The organism is Pseudomonas sp. I2, from assembly GCF_040984075.1.
Classification (GTDB): domain Bacteria; phylum Pseudomonadota; class Gammaproteobacteria; order Pseudomonadales; family Pseudomonadaceae; genus Aquipseudomonas; species Aquipseudomonas guariconensis_B.
Genome location: NZ_JBCGFQ010000027.1, coordinates 43,670 through 61,171, shown reverse-complemented (window position 1 = coordinate 61,171; position 17,502 = coordinate 43,670). Strand labels below are relative to the sequence as shown.

The following is a 17,502-nucleotide window of genomic DNA, read 5'->3' as shown; positions in this document are numbered from 1 at the left end:
AGGAGGATCATGCGCGCGCTACCTCTCCTGTCGCTGCTGCTCGGCAGCTGCATGGCGGTGCCGGCGTTGGCGGCCAACTCCTCGCCCGAGGCGAGCGAGTGGCTGGGCAGGCTGGCACGGGCCGAGCAAGAACAGAGTTACCAGGGTTCCTTCGTCTACGAACGTAATGGCAGCTTTTCTTCCCACGATATCTGGCACCGCGTCCAGGACGGTCAGGTCAGCGAGCGGTTGTTGCAGCTCGATGGCGCGGCCCAGGAAATCGTGCGCGTCGATGGCAAGGTCCAGTGCGTCAGCGGCTCCCTGGTCAGTGGCGTGGGTACTCCGCCAGACTCCGCACCGCGTGTGCTCGATCCCCTGAAGCTGATGAGCTGGTACGACCTGGCCGTGGCTGGCCGGTCACGGGTCGCCGGGCGTGACGCGGTGATCGTCACGCTCAGCCCGCGGGACCAGCACCGCTACGCGTTCGAATTGCACCTGGACCGCCGGTCCGGCCTGCCCCTGCGCTCGTTGATGCTCAACGACAAGGGCCAGTTGCTCGAGCGCTTCCAGATGACCCGCCTGGACACCGACGATCAGCCGAGCGACGACGACCTGCGGGCCAGTGCAGCGTGCAAGCCGATCGAACGGATTGCCGCGACCTCCAGCGAAGCCGCTGCCGGCTGGCGTTCGGACTGGCTGCCGCCGGGCTTCGAGTTGATCAACAGCTCGGTGCGCCGCGACCCGGCACGCAACAGCACCGTCAGCAGCCTGATGTACGACGATGGCCTGGCGCGTTTCTCGGTATTCCTGGAACCGGTCAAGGACGATGCCGGGACCGATACCCGTGCCCAGTTGGGGCCGACCGTGGCCGTGTCGCGCCACCTCAACACGCCCAAGGGCAAGGTGATGGTCACCGTGGTCGGGGAGATTCCCCTGGGGACCGCCGAGCGTGTCGCGCTGTCGATGCGGGCCCAGGATGCCCAGGCAAGTCAATGACGGCGTGCTGTCCGGCAGCTTGGAAGTCACTGGGCTGAAATGAAATTAAAGCATTGTCATTTGCAATCCCTTCGTAAATTTTCTATAGGTCAGGCTTTTCGGGGTCTGGCCTTTCCTGCTTGTGCAGGGGCCTTACTTGCTAACTACGCTCGTTGTGACGGGAGCCGTATGTCAATACCACGCTTGAAATCCTATCTCTCGATGTTCGCCGCCGTGCTCATGCTCGGCCAGGTGCTCACGGCCCAGGCCGAGGAGTCCCTGCCGGACTTCACCACCCTGGTCGAGCAGGCTTCGCCGGCGGTGGTGAACATCAGCACCAAGCAGAAGCTGCCAGAGCGCCGCATCGCCGCCGGGCAGATGCCGGACCTCGAAGGCCTGCCGCCGATGTTCCGCGAGTTCTTCGAGCGCAACATGCCGCAGGTGCCGCGTTCGCCCCGTGGCGACCGCCAGCGCGAGGCGCAGTCGCTGGGCTCGGGCTTCATCATTTCCAGCGACGGCTACGTGCTGACCAACAACCACGTGGTCGCCGATGCCGACGAGATCATCGTCCGCCTGTCCGACCGCAGCGAGTTGCAGGCCAAGCTGGTCGGCACCGACCCGCGTACCGACGTGGCCTTGCTCAAGGTCGACGGCAAGAACCTGCCGACCGTCAAGCTGGGTGACTCCAGCAAGCTCAAGGTCGGCGAATGGGTGCTGGCCATCGGCTCGCCATTCGGTTTCGACCACTCGGTGACCAAGGGTATCGTCAGTGCCAAGGGCCGTACCCTGCCCAACGACACCTACGTACCGTTCATCCAGACCGACGTGGCGATCAACCCGGGCAACTCGGGTGGTCCGCTGTTCAACATGAACGGCGAGGTGGTGGGGATCAACTCGCAGATCTTCACCCGTTCCGGCGGTTTCATGGGCCTGTCGTTCGCCATCCCGATCGACGTGGCGCTGGATGTCTCCAACCAGCTGAAGAAAGACGGCAAGGTCAGCCGCGGCTGGCTCGGCGTGGTGATCCAGGAGGTCAACAAGGACCTGGCCGAATCCTTCGGCCTGGACAAACCGGCCGGCGCCCTGGTGGCCCAGGTACTGGAAGACGGCCCGGCAGCCAAGGGCGGCCTGCAGGTGGGCGACGTGATCCTGAGCATGAACGGCCAGCCGATCATCATGTCGGCCGACCTGCCGCACCTGGTGGGTAGCCTCAAGGATGGCGACAAGGCCCGCCTGGAGATCATTCGCAACGGCAAGCGGCAGAACCTGGACGTCACCATCGGCGCGCTGCCGGAGGACGACGTGCAGATCGGTAGCGGTGGCCAGGGCGGCGCCGAGCGCAGCAGCAACCGCCTGGGGGTTTCCGTGACCGACCTGAGCGCCGAGCAGAAGAAATCCCTGGAGCTCAAGGGCGGCGTCGTCATCAAGGAGGTCCAGGATGGCCCGGCGGCGATGATCGGCCTGCGTCCGGGCGATGTCATCAGCCACCTGAACAACCAGGCGATCACCTCAGCCAAGCAGTTCACCGAGATCGCCAAGGACCTGCCGAAGAACCGTTCGGTGTCCATGCGCGTGCTGCGCCAGGGGCGCGCCAGCTTCATTACCTTCAAGCTGGCGGAATAAGCGCTGGGTGTGAGGTAGGAAAAGGGCAGCTTCTTCGGCTGCCCTTTTTCATGAAGGTGTCCTAGGCGCGAAGTGGCCCTGGAGGTGGCTGAATGCCCCACCTGGCCGGCATGGAGCCGCGCCTGCTGTCAGGAAGCGTATTCGTACACATGTCGTCCGATGAGGAATCTCCCATATCCCTGCGGCTTGAGTTACAATTCACGGCTATTTTTCGGCGGGCGTCCGGCTCGCAGCCTTTTCGAGTGTTGACCCGTGAGTGATTTGAGTCATATCCGCAATTTCTCCATCATCGCCCACATCGACCATGGCAAGTCGACGCTGGCCGACCGTTTCATCCAGATGTGCGGTGGCCTGACGGCACGCGAGATGGAAGCCCAGGTCCTCGACTCCATGGATCTGGAGCGCGAGCGCGGGATCACCATCAAGGCCCACAGCGTCACGCTGCACTACAAGGCCCAGGACGGCAAGACCTACCAGCTGAACTTCATCGACACCCCCGGCCACGTCGACTTCACCTACGAGGTCAGCCGTTCGCTGGCCGCGTGCGAAGGCGCGCTGCTGGTGGTGGACGCAGGGCAGGGCGTCGAGGCCCAGTCCGTGGCCAACTGCTATACCGCCATCGAGCAGGGCCTGGAGGTCATGCCGGTGCTGAACAAGATGGACCTGCCCCAGGCCGACCCGGACCGCGTCAAGGACGAGATCGAGAAGATCATCGGCATCGACGCCACCGACGCCGTGGCCTGCAGCGCCAAGAGCGGCATGGGCGTGGACGAGGTGCTCGAACGCCTGGTACACACCATCCCCGCGCCCGAAGGCGAGATCGACGCGCCCCTGCAGGCACTGATCATCGACTCCTGGTTCGACAACTACCTGGGCGTCGTCTCCTTGGTGCGTGTACGCCACGGCCGGGTCAAGAAGGGCGACAAGATCCTGGTCAAGTCCACCGGCAAGGTGCACCTGGTCGACAGCGTCGGCGTCTTCACCCCGAAACACACCCAGACCGCCGACCTCAAGGCCGGCGAGGTGGGCTTCATCATCGCCAGCATCAAGGACATCCACGGTGCCCCGGTCGGTGATACCCTGACCCTGTCCTCGACGCCCGAGGTCGAGGTCCTGCCCGGCTTCAAGAAGATCCAGCCGCAGGTCTATGCCGGCCTGTTCCCGGTCAGTTCCGACGATTTCGAGGACTTTCGCGAAGCGCTGCAGAAGCTGACCCTGAACGACTCCTCGCTGCAATACCTGCCGGAGAGCTCCGACGCCCTGGGCTTCGGCTTCCGCTGCGGCTTCCTCGGCATGCTGCACATGGAGATCATCCAGGAGCGCCTGGAGCGCGAATACGACCTGGACCTGATCACCACCGCGCCGAGCGTGATCTACGAACTCGAGCTCAAGACCGGCGAGACCATCTACGTCGACAACCCGTCCAAACTACCGGACGTCTCGGCGGTCGCCGACTTCCGCGAGCCGATCGTCCAGGCCACCATCCTGGTGCCCCAGGAGCACCTGGGCAACGTCATCACCCTGTGCATCGAGAAGCGTGGCGTTCAGCGCGACATGCAGTTCCTCGGCTCCCAGGTGCAGGTGCGCTACGACCTGCCGATGAACGAGGTGGTGCTCGACTTCTTCGACCGTCTGAAGTCCACCAGCCGCGGCTATGCCTCGCTGGATTATCATTTCGATCGCTACCAGTCGGCCAACCTGGTCAAGCTGGACGTGCTGATCAACGGCGACAAGGTAGACGCCCTGGCGCTGATCGTTCACCGCGACAATGCCCACTACAAGGGCCGTGCGTTGACGGAGAAAATGAAGGAACTGATCCCTCGGCAGATGTTCGACGTGGCGATCCAGGCAGCCATCGGCGGCCAGATCATCGCGCGCACCACTGTCAAGGCGCTCAGAAAGAACGTACTGGCCAAGTGCTATGGCGGTGACGTCAGCCGTAAGAAGAAGCTGCTGGAGAAGCAGAAGGCCGGTAAGAAACGCATGAAACAGGTGGGCAACGTGGAAATTCCACAGGAGGCCTTCCTCGCCGTGCTCAGGTTGGATAGCTAGGTCCTATGTCGCTAAATTTCCCGCTGTTGCTAGTCATCGCCGTTGCCGTCTGCGGCCTGTTGGGCTTGATCGACCTGCTGTTCCTGGCTCCGCGCCGGCGGGCGGCGGTCGCCAACTACCAGGGCAGCGTCAGCCAGCCCGAGATGGCGGTGGTCGAGCGTCTGAGCAAGGAACCGCTGCTGGTCGAGTACGGCAAGTCGTTCTTCCCGGTGCTGTTCATCGTGCTGGTGCTGCGCTCGTTCCTGGTCGAGCCGTTCCAGATCCCTTCGGGGTCGATGAAACCGACCCTGGAAGTGGGCGACTTCATCCTGGTGAACAAGTTCTCCTACGGCATTCGCCTGCCGGTGATCGACAAGAAGGTCATCGAGGTGGGTGACCCGCAGCGCGGCGACGTGATGGTGTTCCGCTACCCCAGCGACCCGAACGTCAACTACATCAAGCGCGTGGTCGGCCTGCCGGGCGATCAGGTCCGCTATACCAGCGACAAGCGCCTGTACGTCAATGGCCAGCCGGTCGCCGAGCAGCTGGTCGGCGCCGAGCCGGGTACCTTGGGCAGCGCCCAGCTGTACAAGGAGAAACTGGGCGAGGCCGAGCACCTGATCCGCAAGGAAATGAGCCGTTACCGTATGCCGCCGGACCAGCAATGGACCGTGCCGGCCGGTCACTACTTCATGATGGGCGACAACCGCGACAACTCCAACGACAGCCGCTACTGGGACGATCCGAACATTCCGAAGGAACTGCACGGCATGGTTCCGGATCGGAACATCGTCGGCAAGGCCTTCGCGGTGTGGATGAGCTGGCCGGAGCCCAAGCTCAGCCACTTCCCCAACCTGTCGCGGGTCGGCCTGATCCATTGATACCAACGGCGCTGTCCTGATAGACAGCGCCGAATGCTTTTCTGACATAGGCTGTGTTCTCAGGGATCGGGAGATTCCACCGCCCCGGGGTGGTGGGCCACAGCCAAACAGTCTTTCAGGATGTTGATTTGAACAACGCGTTGAACAACCCACGGGTGGCCCCATGAGTGCTTCCCTTGCCCGCCTGGAGCGCAAGCTCGGCTATACCTTCAAGAACCAGGAGCAGATGCTCCTGGCCCTGACCCATCGCAGCTATGCCGGGCGCAACAACGAGCGCCTGGAGTTCCTGGGCGATGCGATCCTCAACTTCGTGGTCGGCGAGGCGCTGTTCGAGCGCTTTCCGCAGGCCCGCGAAGGCCAGTTGTCGCGCCTGCGCGCGCGTCTGGTCAAGGGCGAGACGCTGGCCCGCCTGGCCCGCGGCTTCGACCTGGGCGAGTACCTGCGCCTGGGGTCTGGCGAGCTCAAGAGCGGCGGCTTTCGCCGTGAGTCGATCCTCGCCGACGCCCTCGAGGCGCTGATCGGGGCGATCTATCTGGACGCCGACATGGCGACCGCCCGCGAACGCATCCTGGCCTGGCTGGCTGGCGAGTTCGACGGCTTGACCCTGGTCGACACCAACAAGGACCCCAAGACCCGCCTGCAGGAGTTCCTGCAGTCGCGTGCCTGCGAGCTGCCGCGCTATGAAGTGGTGGACATCCAGGGCGAACCTCACTGCCGGACCTTCTTCGTCGAGTGCGAAGTGGTGCTGCTGAACAACAAGAGCCGCGGCCAGGGCGTGAGCCGGCGTATCGCCGAGCAGGTCGCCGCCGCCGCTGCACTGATCGCCCTGGGCGTGGAGAATGGCAATGACTGATAGCAACCCGACCCGCTGCGGCTACGTGGCCATCGTCGGCCGCCCCAACGTGGGCAAGTCGACCCTGCTCAACCACATCCTCGGCCAGAAGCTGGCGATCACCTCGCGCAAGCCGCAGACCACCCGTCACACCATGCTCGGCATCAAGACCGAAGGCGACGTGCAGGCGATCTACGTCGACACGCCCGGCATGCACAAGGCCAACGACAAGGCCCTGAACCGCTACATGAACCGCACCGCCTCGGCCGCCCTGAAGGACGTGGACGTGGTGATCTTCGTGGTCGACCGCACCCGCTGGACCGACGAGGACCAACTGGTGCTCGAGCGCGTGCAGTACGTCAAGGGCCCGGTGATCCTGGCGGTCAACAAGACCGACCGCATGGACGAGAAGGCCGAGCTGATCCCGCACCTGCAATGGCTCCAGGAGCAACTGCCGAACGCCGAGATCGTGCCGATCTCCGCCCAGCAGGGGCACAACCTGCAGGCGCTGGAAGAACTGATCGGCCAGCACCTGCCGGAGAACGAGCATTTCTTCCCGGAAGACCAGATCACCGACCGCAGCAGCCGCTTTCTCGCCGCCGAGCTGGTACGCGAGAAGATCATGCGCCAGCTCGGCGCGGAGCTGCCGTACCAGATCACCGTGGAGATCGAGGAGTTCAAGCAGCAGGGCCATGTGCTGCACATCCATGCGCTGATCCTGGTCGAGCGTGACGGGCAGAAGAAGATCATCATCGGCGACAAGGGCGAGCGCATCAAACGCATCGGCTCCGACGCGCGCAAGGACATGGAGCTGCTGTTCGACGCCAAGGTCATGCTCAACCTCTGGGTCAAGGTCAAGGGCGGCTGGTCCGACGACGAGCGCGCCCTGCGCTCGCTGGGCTACGGCGACCTGTAATCTCCGGCGGCCCGGCGCTTCACGGGCCGCCCACCCTCCGGGCCCTTCCCCATGGAACAACCAGTCGGCCAACCGGCTTACGTGCTGCACAGCCGCGCCTACCGGGAAACCAGCGCGCTGGTGGATTTCCTCACGCCCCAGGGGCGCGTGCGCGCGGTGCTGCGCCGGGCCCGGGGCAAGGGCGGCAGCCTGGTGCGGCCGTTCGTGCCGTTGGAGGTAGAACTGCGCGGGCGTGGCGAGCTGAAGAACGTCGGCCGCCTGGACAGCGTCGGCGTGGCCGCCTGGCTGCATGGCGACGCGCTGTTCAGCGGGCTCTACCTCAACGAGCTGCTGATGCGCCTGCTGCCGGCGGAAGTGGCCCATCCGCTGTTGTTCGAGCATTACACCTTGACCCTCCAGGCCCTGGCCGCCGGCCGGCCGTTGGAGCCGTTGCTGCGCGCCTTCGAATGGCGCCTGCTGGATGAGCTGGGCTATGCCTTCGCCCTGGACCGCGACATCAACGACGATCCGGTCCAGGCCGACGGCCTGTATCGTCTGCAGGTGGATGCCGGGCTGGAGCGGGTGTACCTGGTCCAGCCTGGGCTGTTCAACGGTGCCGAGCTGCTGGCCCTGGCCGAGGCCGACTGGGATGCACCGGGTGCCTTGCTGGCGGCCAAGCGCCTGATGCGCCAGGCCCTGGCCGTGCACCTGGGGCCCAAGCCACTGGTCAGCCGGGAACTGTTTCGCAAGCGCTGAGCACGTCGTATGCTGTGAGGCCCGATTTTCAGGAGAGCCTTTCGTGACTCACAGCAACCGCATGCTTCTCGGCGTCAACATCGACCACGTGGCGACGCTCCGCCAGGCCAGGGGCACGCGTTACCCGGATCCAGTCAAGGCCGCGCTGGACGCCGAGGAAGCGGGCGCCGACGGCATCACCGTGCACCTGCGCGAAGACCGCCGGCACATCCAGGAGCGCGACGTGCTGCTGCTCAAGGACGTGCTGCAGACCCGCATGAACTTCGAGATGGGCGTCACCGAAGAGATGATGGCCTTCGCCGAGAAGATCCGTCCGGCGCATATCTGCCTGGTCCCCGAGACGCGCCAGGAACTGACCACCGAAGGTGGCCTTGACGTCGCCGGCCAGGAAGCGCGGATCAAGGCGGCGGTGGAGCGCCTGGCGCGTACCGGTGCGGAGGTTTCGCTGTTCATCGATGCCGACGAACGGCAGATCGAAGCCTCTCGTCGGGTCGGTGCCCCGGCCATCGAACTGCATACCGGGCGCTATGCCGATGCTCAGTCGCCGACCGAGGTGGCCGAGGAACTCAAGCGTATCGTCGACGGTGTCGCCTTCGGCGTTGGCCAGGGCCTGATCGTCAACGCAGGCCATGGTCTGCATTACCACAACGTCGAGGCGGTGGCGGCGATCAAGGGCATCAATGAGCTGAACATCGGCCATGCGCTGGTGGCGCATGCGTTGTTCGTCGGTTTCAAGGCGGCGGTGGCCGAGATGAAGGCCTTGATCGTCGCGGCCAGCGCGCGCTGACCCAGGTGGGGCCGCCTTGCGGCCCTTTCGCGAATGGCTTACTTGCGCGCCAGCAGCGTCGCCCGACGCGGGGCTGGCAGGCCTTCGATGGTCAGGCTGTGGTCGTGCGGGTCGAGGAAGTCGCCGAGCGACTGGTAGCGCATCCACTCGGTGCTGCGCTGCTCCTGCACGCTGGTGACGCTCAGGTCGACACAGCGCACGTCACGGAACCCGGCCCGGCGCAGCCAGCGCTCCAGCGCCGGTACCGACGGCAGGAACCAGACGTTGCGCATCTGTGCGTAGCGGTCCTCGGGCACCAGCACCTGGTGTTCGTCGCCCTCGATCACCAGGGTTTCCAACACCAGCTCGCCCTCCTTGACCAGGCAGTCCTTGAGCGCCAGCAGGTGCTCGATGGGCGAGCGGCGATGGTAGAACACGCCCATGGAAAAGACCGTGTCGAAACCTTCCAGGTTGGCGGGCAGGTCTTCCAGGGCGAACGGCAGGTGCCAGGCCGGCAGGTCGGGCAGGTATTTCTGCACGGCCTGGAACTGGCAGAAGAACAGCCAGTTGGGGTCGACGCCGATGACCATGTCGGCCCCGGCGCCGAGCATGCGCCACTGGTAGTAGCCATTGCCGCAGCCCACGTCGAGCACGCGTTTGCCCTTGAGGTCCAGGTGCGGGGAGACTCGCGACCATTTCCAGTCCGAGCGCCATTCGGTGTCCACGTGCACGCCGAACAGGTCGAACGGCCCCTTGCGCCAGGGCGAGAGCCCCATCAGTGCCTGGTGTAGCACGGCGCGGGTAGCGTCGTCGCACGCACAGTCCAGGCGCAGGCCGTCGGCCAGGTCGATTTCGCTCGCCTGTAAATCAGGCAGGGCCTCCAGGGCGCCACGCCAGCGGTCGAGATCGCCATGGCCTTTTTCCAGCTTGGCTTCCAGTTGTGCCTGCAGGCCTTGGGACCAGGTGGCGAGAGGCGTACCCGCCAGGCGGCGGACGAGAGGGGACAGATCGATCATGGCAGGGCAATCAGCGAGGCGAAGTTGAGGCATTGGAACCAGGGCACGACCTTGGAGAAGCCGGCGTCGCGCAGGCGTTGCTTGTGGCTCTCCAGGCTGTCGGGCTTCATCACGTTCTCGATGGCGCTGCGCTTCTGGGCGATTTCCAGTTCGCTGTAGCCATTGGCACGCTTGAAGTCCAGGTGCAGTTCGTTGAGCAGCGCCTGTTCCTGGTCATCCTCGAACCGCAGTTTCTCGGAGAGGATCAGCGCACCGCCGGGCAGCAGGGCCTGGTGGATGCGGCCAAGCAGTGCCAGGCGTTGCTCCGGGGCGATGAACTGCAGGGTGAAATTCATCGCCACCACCGAGGCCGGTTCGAACGGCAGGGCGAGGATGTCGGCTTCCAGCACCTGCACCGGCAGCAGTTCCTGGAACATCGAGTCCTGGGCGGTGAGGTACTGGCGGCAGCGCTCGACCATGGCGACGGAGTTGTCCACCGCGATCACCCGGCAGCCGTCGGTACGTACATGGCGGCGCAGGGCCTGGGTCACCGCGCCGAGCGAGGCGCCCAGGTCATAGAGGGCCGTGTGCGGCTGGGCGAAGCGGGCCGCCAGCACGCCAAGGTTCTCGACGATGGTCGGGTAACCGGGCACCGAGCGCTTGATCATGTCCGGGAACACCCGCACCACATCCTCGTTGAAGACGAAGTCGGGCACCTGCTCCAAGGGCTGGGCGAATAGGCGGTCGGGTTCTTTGCTCACGGTGGATCCAGGCGGCTGGCAAACTAGAGGGCCGGCATTCTAGCCAAACCGCGGCAAGCTTGCATGGTTGGCTGACCGGCGCCGTGTGCTCATTGCACCCGGATCGTGCAGTCGAAGGTCTGCACGGGGCGGACTTCCGGTGCCCAAGGTTGCTGGTAGACCAGGATCAGGTGGCCCTCGCCGGCGGCCTGGGCCTGGAAGCGCCAGGTGGAAACACCGGCGCTGCCGACGATGCCGGCCTCTTCAGGGGCGCTGTAGACCTCGGGGCCGAGGCTGCGCAGTATGTTCGCAGCGGGGTCTTGCAGCAGCCAGCGATAGCCGGTGGAGGGATTGCTGGGCAGGGTCAGGGTCAGCGTCTGGCCGACCTGCAGGTGCCTGGGGCATTCGCTCTCGGCGTCCAGGTCGACATTCTGGCGTGGCTGCTGGGCGCAGGCGGCGAGCAGGGCGAGGCTCAGGGGAACGAGCAGGCGAAGGACGGTCATGTTGGCTCCGGAGGCTGGCGATGGCCTGAGGATACCGAAGGTGTCGGATCAATGTGTAGCCTGTGCCGGCCCATTCGCCTCGAACCGCTGCGAATGGGCCGCACTGCGGCCGCCGGCCTTCAGAACAGCACTTTCGCCACATCGGCGAAGCGCTTGGCGAAGTGCACCGTCAACCCGTCGCGCAGGTAGTCCGGCAACTCCTCGAAATCCCCCCGGTTGGCTTCCGGCAGGATCAGCTCGAAGATCTTCTGGCGCCTTGCGGCGATCACTTTCTCGCGCACTCCGCCAATGGGCAGGACCTGGCCGGTGAGGGTCAGCTCGCCGGTCATGGCCACGCCTTTCTTCGGCGACTGGTCGCGGGCCAGGGACAGCAGGGCGCTGGCCATGGTGATGCCGGCGCTGGGGCCGTCCTTGGGCGTGGCGCCCTCCGGCACGTGCAGGTGGATGAAGGCCTCGTTGAAGAAACCAGGGTCGCCCCCGTACTGCTTGAGGTTGGCACTGACATAGCTGTAGGCGATCTCAGCGGACTCCTTCATCACATCACCCAGCTTGCCGGTCAGCTTGAAACCACGGTTGAGGGTATGGATACGCGTGGCCTCGATCGGCAAGGTGGCGCCGCCCATGCTGGTCCAGGCAAGGCCGGTGATCACGCCCTTGCCGGCCAGCACCTGTTCGCTGCGGAACACCGGCATGCCCAGCGCCGGCTCCAGGTCCTTGGGGCCGATCCTGAGCTTGGCGTCCGGGTCTTCCAGCAGCTTGACCACGGCCTTGCGCACCAGCTTGCCCAGTTGTTTCTCCAACTGGCGCACACCGGCTTCGCGGGCATAGCCTTCGATCACCAGGCGCAGGGCGCTGTCGCTGATGCCCAGGCTGCTCTTGGCCACGCCGGCCTTGGCCAACTGCTTGGGCCACAGGTGGCGCTTGGCGATGGCCAGTTTTTCCTCGGTGATATAGCCAGACAGGCGGATCACCTCCATGCGGTCGAGCAGGGGGCCGGGGATCGAGTCCAGGGTGTTGGCGGTACACACGAACAGCACCTTGGAGAGGTCCAGGCGCAGGTCCAGGTAATGGTCGAGGAAGTCGACGTTCTGCTCCGGGTCCAGGGTTTCCAGCAGCGCCGAGGCTGGGTCGCCCTGGTAGCTCTGGCCCATCTTGTCGATCTCGTCGAGCATGATCACCGGGTTCATCACCTCGACCTCCTTGAGCGCCTGCACCAGCTTGCCTGGCTGGGCGCCGATGTAGGTGCGCCGGTGGCCCTTGATCTCGGCTTCATCGCGCATGCCGCCGACGCTGAAGCGGTAGAACGGCCGGCCGAGGGATTCGGCGATCGACTTGCCGATGCTGGTCTTGCCGACCCCGGGCGGGCCGACCAACAGGACGATCGAGCCGCTGATCTCGCCCTTCCAGGCGCCCACGGCGAGGAATTCGAGGATGCGTTCCTTGATGTCGTCCAGCCCTGCATGGTGCTGGTCGAGGACCTTGCGGGCGTGCTTGAGGTCGAGCTTGTCCGCACCGTACACGCCCCAGGGCAGGGCGGTGGCCCATTCCAGGTAGTTGCGGGTAACGGCGTATTCCGGCGAACCGGTCTCGAGGATCGCCAGCTTGCTCATTTCCTCGTCGATGCGCTTTTTCGCCGACTCGGGCAGGGTCTTGCCCTCCAGGCGTTGCTGGAACTGCTCCAGGTCGGCGCTGCGGTCGTCCTTGGTCAGGCCCAGTTCCTGCTGGATGACCTTGAGCTGCTCCTTGAGGAAGAATTCGCGCTGGTGCTCGCCGATCTGCCGGTTGACCTCGGCGGAGATCTCGTTCTGCAGGCGCGCGACCTCGACCTCCTTGCGCAGCATCGGCAGGACCTTTTCCATGCGCTTGAGCATCGGCACGCAGTCGAGCACTTCCTGCAGTTGGGCGCCGGTGGCGGAGGTGAGTGCCGCGGCGAAGTCGGTCAGCGGCGACGGGTCGTTGGGGCTGAAGCGGTTGAGGTAGTTCTTCAGCTCCTCGCTGTACAGCGGGTTCAGCGGCAGCAGCTCCTTGATCGCGTTGATCAGGGCCATGCCGTAGGCCTTGACCTCGTCGGTCGGCTCGGCCGGCTGGCGGGGGTAGTCGACCTCTACCAGGTAGGGTGGACGATGGTGCTTGAGCCAGGTACGGATGCGTACCCGGGTCAGGCCCTGGGCGACGAACTGCAGCTTGCCGTTCTCGCGGCTGGCGTGGTGGACCTTGACCAGGGTGCCGTACTGCGGCAGGGCCGAGGTATCGAAATGGCGATGGTCTTCTGGCGGGGTGTCCATGAAGAACAGGGCCAGGGAGTGGTGGGGCGTCTTGGCCACCAGGTCGAGGGTTTCCGCCCAGGGCTCTTCATTGACGATCACCGGCAGCACCTGGGCCGGGAAGAACGGGCGGTTGTGGATCGGGATCACGTAGACCTTGTCCGGCAGTTGCTGGCCGGGCAGGGCGAGGTGGTGGCCGGTGGTGGCCTTGGCTTCGAGATGCTCGACTTCGCTGTGTTCGTCGGGATGTTCCGGGAAATCCTGCTGGTCGCTCATGGGGCACCTGCGTGAATGGCTATGGTGCTTAGATGGGGCGGGGGAGGACGGGTTTCAACCCGTCCCAGGGGCAAGGCGCTTCACTTCAAGCTGCAAGAAGAAGCAGATCGTGCATGCTCCACTTTCTTCTTGCAGCTTGCAGCTTGCAGCTTACTCGGCGAGCTTGTAGGCGATGATGTAGTCGCCCATCTTCGTGCCCAGCGAGCCGTGGCCTCCGGCGGTGACCAGCACGTACTGCTTGCCATCCTTGCCGGTGTAGGTCATCGGCGTGGCCTGGCCGCCTGCCGGCAGGCGGGCTTTCCACAGCTCCTTGCCGTTGTTCACGTCATAGGCACGCAGGTACTGGTCCAGGGTGCCGCTGAGGAAGCCCACGCCGCCGGCGGTGACGATCGAGCCGCCCATGCTCGGCACACCTACCGGCAGGCCGATCGGCACCGGGGTGCTGTCGCGGGTGGTGCCGTTCTTGCGCTTCCACACCACCTTGTTGGTGAACAGGTCGATGGCTGCCACGTAGCCCCAGGCCGGTGCCTGGCAAGGTACGCCCAGCGGCGACATGAACGGGTGCATGATCACCGCGTAGGGTGCGCCGGTGTTCGGTTGCACGCCGCTGGTCTCGCTCTCGCGCTTGCTGCCGGCGGCGACTTTCTCGCGAGGTACCATCTTCGACACGAAGGCCATGTAGTTCGGGGTGGTGAACAGCAGTTGGCGCACCGGATCGACCGATACGCTGCCCCAGTTGAACACGCCGACGTTGCCCGGGTAGACCAGGGTGCCCTGCTCGGAGGGCGGGGTGTACTGGCCTTCGTAGCGCAGCTCGCGGAACTGGATGCGGCAGAGCATCTGGTCGAACGGCGTGGCGCCCCACATGGCCTGTTCGGTCAGCTCAGGGCCGAGCAGGTTGAGGTCGGAGCGGGCCTGGGTCGGCGCGGTACGGTCGCCCTTGACGGCACCTTGCGGCACCGGGATCTCGCGGATCGGCACGATCGGCGTGCCGTCGCGGCGATCGAGCACGTACAGGCTGCCCTGCTTGGTCGGCACGATGACCGCTGGCTTGATGCCGTCGTCGGTCTTCAGGTGGACCAGGGTCGGCTGGCTGCCCACGTCCATGTCCCACAGGTCGTGGTGGGTGAACTGGTAGTTCCAGCGCACCTTGCCGCTGGCCAGGTCCAGGGCGACGATGCCGGCGCTGTACTTCTCGGCGCCTGGGGTGCGGTCGGCGCCCCACTGGTCCGGGGTCTGGTTGCCCAGGGGCAGGTAGATCATGCCAAGGTCTTCGTCGACGCTGGCGATCGACCACATGTTGGCCGAGTTGCGGCTGTACATCTGGCCGGCGGCCAGGGGCTTGGTGTCGTCCGGGTTGTTGCTGTCCCAGTTCCACACCAGGCGGCCGTCGTGCACGTCGTAGGCGCGGATCACCCCGGACGGCTCGTTGGTCGACTCGTTGTCGGTGACGTGGCCGCCGATGATCACCAGGTCACGGGTGATCGCCGCGGGCGAGGTGGAGTAGTAGCCGCCGGCGGTGAACGGGCCGATGCCGGTGGTCAGGTCGATCACGCCCTGGTTGGCGAAGCCTTCGCAGACCTTGCCGGTGTCGGCGTTGATGGCGATCAGGCGGGCGTCGGCGGTAGGCAGGTAGAGCCGGCGCGGGCAGGCCTGGGCGACTGCCAGGCCCGCGTCGGAGATCTTCGGCGCCGGGCTGCCGTCGCGGCTGACGTAGCGGTTCTCGTCATAGTAGGAGACGCCACGGCAGGTCATGTGGGCGAAGCCCTTGAAGGTGCCCACTGGGCTTTTGATCTGCGGGTCGTAGCGCCAGATCTCGGCACCGGTGTCCGGGTCCAGGGCCAGCAGCCTGCTGTGGGCGGTGCAGGCATAGAGCATGCCGTTGACCTTCAGCGGGGTGTTCTGGTTGGTCAGCTCCACCGGGTCGTTTTCGGTCGGCAGGTCGCCGGTGCGGATGCGCCAGGCTTCCTCCAGGCGGTAGACGTTCTGTGGGGTGATCTGGCGCAGCGGCGAGTAGCGATCGCCATGCTCGGTACGGCCGTAGGCCTGCCATTCGCCGTCGGGCATCGCCGGGGCGGCGCTGGCCATTTCGCTGCTGTCACGGCCCAGTTCGCCATGGATCTCGCCCGGGTGGGTGAACTGGCTGGCCACGGCGGTAGCACCGGAGGCGACGACCGCAAGGCTCAGCACGGCGGTGTTGACCTTGGAGGAAGGGCCCACCAGCGAGCGACGCGCCCAGGGCAGCAGCAGGAGCACGCCGATGGCGAACCAGATGGCCAGGCGCGGCACCAGTTGCCACCAGTCCAGGCCCACTTCCCACAGGGCCCAGAGCGTGCTGCCCAGCAGCACCAGGCCGTACAGGCCCAGGGCGATGCGGCGCATGGCCAGCAGCAGGATGCCGGACAGGGCGAAGCCGATACCGGCGATCAGGTAGTACAGGGAACCTCCCAACTGGCTCAGCTTGATGCCGCCGGCCAGCAGGGCCAGGCCCATCAGCAACAGCAGCACGCCCAGAAGGCGCGGTAGCCAGCGGGTTCCATTCTTGGCACCGTCAGTGCTCATCGTATGTTCTCCGTAGGTCGAAGGGTGGGTTTAGAAACTGCTCTGGATCTTCAGGCCGCCGATCAGGGCGGCGTCGACCTGCGACACACCGCCCGGATGGCGGATGTACTGCAGGTTGGGGCGTACGGTGAGCCAGTCGGCCAGGTGGATGCCGTAGTAGAGCTCGGCGCTGTACTCGGTGTCCTGGACGGGCAGGTAGCCTGGGTTGTCGTAGTCGTCGAGGCCCGCGGCCTGGTTGATGAGGCGCGCGTTCTTGCGGTAGGCGGGATTGACGTGCACGCGAGCGAGGGCGAAACCGATGTCGTCCTTGGCGCGGGCATCGAAGGGCCCTTTGTACACCACACCTGCCTGAACATAGTTGTCGATGGCATTGGTCTTCTTGTCGTGCAACGTGGCATTGGCGAACAGGCTCAGGCCACGCGACTGGTCAGAGGCCAGGGACGTCAACTGCTGCTGGCCGCCGAGCCAGAAGCCGTGCTTGCTGGACCTGCTGCGGTAGGCTTGGCCACTGAGGGCCGCGGCCTGGCCGTTGTCGTCCCGGTAAACATCTTGTGCCTTGGCATTACTGTAGTAGTAGCCGGCGCGATATTCCCCTTTCAGGCCATTGACCCGTGGGCTCCAGACCAGTTCGACCGGCATCACGGCGCCTTGCGTGCCGCTGCCGCTGAGCTTGAAGCCGTTGCCGGACTCGAGGTTGGAGGGATTCTGTTCGAAGAGGCCGACCTGGGCATAGAGGTCGTCGCGCAGGTTGTAGCGCACGCGCAGGGCCCACTGGCTGACCGGCCAGTTGTACCAGATGTCGCCGACCCAGTTGCCCACCTGGGAGCCGCAGAACGCCAGGTTCTGGAAGTCGCAGGGGAAGCTGTTGAAGTCCTCGCCTTCGCCGAAGCGGCCGAATTTCACGTCCAGGGCGCCGTCGAGGTACTTCTGCTTGATCCACAGTTGGGTCAGCCGCCAGGTCTGGCCACGGCCCCAGACTTCCTGGGCCGAGGTGAAGCCACCGACCCGTGGGTCGTTGATCCGGTCATTGCTGATGTTCTGGCCATGGCGCTCGGTGATCGTCAGTTGGAACTCGGCGTCGTGCCAGCCGAGGATCTTCTCCAGGTCCAGGTGGCTGGCGAAGGTGAACTGGTCGCTGTAGCGCGCGGTGCGGTCATGGTCGTAGCCACCCTGCAGGTTGCTGCCCATCTCGCCGGTATAGCCAAGGGTGAAGTCGTAGCCTTTTTCCAGCAGTTCGCTGCGGGTGCCGTCCCAGTCGCCGAGCATCCATGGCGAGTCGCTGGCGAACATTTCACTGGCGCCGACGAGGGGTGACAGGCTGCCGAGCAGGGTGGCAAGGGCAAGGCCCGGGTATCGGGATAGAGGCAGTTGGAGCATGAGATAGCGCTATCTTTTGATTATTGAAAAAACGGCGAACGCATCGA

14 protein-coding genes are annotated in these 17,502 nt (G+C 65.1%); 8 read left to right on the top strand and 6 right to left on the bottom strand.

Features of this window, described 5'->3' with window-relative positions:
• The first annotated feature begins 9 nt into the window (after positions 1 to 9).
• The 8 genes from WCE05_RS15435 (at position 10) to pdxJ (ending at position 8,759) form a co-directional block, all read left to right on the top strand.
• Positions 10 to 975 (top strand): MucB/RseB C-terminal domain-containing protein, encoded by a 966-nt coding sequence (locus tag WCE05_RS15435; protein ID WP_225788083.1) that lies wholly within the window; start codon positions 10 to 12, stop codon positions 973 to 975.
• Between the two features lie 168 nt (positions 976 to 1,143).
• Positions 1,144 to 2,577 carry a DegQ family serine endoprotease gene (locus WCE05_RS15430; protein ID WP_225788084.1) on the top strand — a complete coding sequence of 478 codons (1,434 nt, stop codon included), beginning with the start codon at positions 1,144 to 1,146 and terminating at the stop codon, positions 2,575 to 2,577.
• 252 nt (positions 2,578 to 2,829) lie between these two features.
• Entirely contained in the window at positions 2,830 to 4,629 is a 1,800-nt protein-coding gene (gene lepA / locus WCE05_RS15425; RefSeq protein WP_225788085.1) for a translation elongation factor 4, read from the top strand.
• 5 nt (positions 4,630 to 4,634) lie between these two features.
• Positions 4,635 to 5,489, top strand: coding sequence for a signal peptidase I (gene lepB, locus WCE05_RS15420; RefSeq protein ID WP_225788086.1), 855 nt, complete (start codon positions 4,635 to 4,637; stop codon positions 5,487 to 5,489).
• A 163-nt stretch (positions 5,490 to 5,652) separates the two neighbouring features.
• Positions 5,653 to 6,342 carry a ribonuclease III gene (gene rnc / locus WCE05_RS15415; protein WP_225788087.1) on the top strand — a complete coding sequence of 230 codons (690 nt, stop codon included), beginning with the start codon at positions 5,653 to 5,655 and terminating at the stop codon, positions 6,340 to 6,342.
• Positions 6,335 to 7,237, top strand: coding sequence for a GTPase Era (gene era / locus WCE05_RS15410; protein ID WP_225788088.1), 903 nt, complete (start codon positions 6,335 to 6,337; stop codon positions 7,235 to 7,237). Before rnc ends, era begins: the two co-directional genes overlap by 8 nt.
• A gap of 51 nt (positions 7,238 to 7,288) precedes the next feature.
• The gene (gene recO, locus WCE05_RS15405; RefSeq protein ID WP_225788089.1) at positions 7,289 to 7,972 is read left to right on the top strand and encodes a DNA repair protein RecO; all 684 of its coding nucleotides are present in this window, start codon (positions 7,289 to 7,291) and stop codon (positions 7,970 to 7,972) included.
• A 43-nt stretch (positions 7,973 to 8,015) separates the two neighbouring features.
• Positions 8,016 to 8,759, top strand: a complete 744-nt coding sequence (gene pdxJ, locus WCE05_RS15400) for a pyridoxine 5'-phosphate synthase (protein WP_253081250.1) — start codon at positions 8,016 to 8,018, stop codon at positions 8,757 to 8,759.
• Positions 8,760 to 8,797: 38 nt separating this feature from the next.
• On the opposite strand, the gene cmoB is transcribed toward pdxJ, so the two are convergent.
• From cmoB to WCE05_RS15370, 6 genes are all read right to left on the bottom strand, one after another.
• Positions 8,798 to 9,754 (bottom strand): tRNA 5-methoxyuridine(34)/uridine 5-oxyacetic acid(34) synthase CmoB, encoded by a 957-nt coding sequence (gene cmoB / locus WCE05_RS15395; protein ID WP_225788091.1) that lies wholly within the window; start codon positions 9,752 to 9,754, stop codon positions 8,798 to 8,800.
• On the bottom strand, positions 9,751 to 10,494 hold the full coding sequence (gene cmoA, locus WCE05_RS15390) for a carboxy-S-adenosyl-L-methionine synthase CmoA (RefSeq protein WP_225788092.1): 744 nt from the start codon (positions 10,492 to 10,494) through the stop codon (positions 9,751 to 9,753). The genes cmoB and cmoA overlap by 4 nt, the downstream gene beginning before the upstream one ends.
• An 89-nt stretch (positions 10,495 to 10,583) precedes the next feature.
• Complete coding sequence (locus WCE05_RS15385; RefSeq protein WP_225788093.1) at positions 10,584 to 10,976, bottom strand: protease inhibitor I42 family protein; 393 nt, start codon at positions 10,974 to 10,976, stop codon at positions 10,584 to 10,586.
• Positions 10,977 to 11,095: 119 nt separating this feature from the next.
• Complete coding sequence (gene lon / locus WCE05_RS15380; RefSeq protein ID WP_225788094.1) at positions 11,096 to 13,516, bottom strand: endopeptidase La; 2,421 nt, start codon at positions 13,514 to 13,516, stop codon at positions 11,096 to 11,098.
• A 150-nt stretch (positions 13,517 to 13,666) separates the two neighbouring features.
• Positions 13,667 to 16,078 carry a glucose/quinate/shikimate family membrane-bound PQQ-dependent dehydrogenase gene (locus WCE05_RS15375; RefSeq protein WP_253091437.1) on the bottom strand — a complete coding sequence of 804 codons (2,412 nt, stop codon included), beginning with the start codon at positions 16,076 to 16,078 and terminating at the stop codon, positions 13,667 to 13,669.
• A gap of 30 nt (positions 16,079 to 16,108) precedes the next feature.
• Positions 16,109 to 17,455 carry a carbohydrate porin gene (locus tag WCE05_RS15370; protein WP_225788096.1) on the bottom strand — a complete coding sequence of 449 codons (1,347 nt, stop codon included), beginning with the start codon at positions 17,453 to 17,455 and terminating at the stop codon, positions 16,109 to 16,111.
• Positions 17,456 to 17,502: the final 47 nt, after the last annotated feature.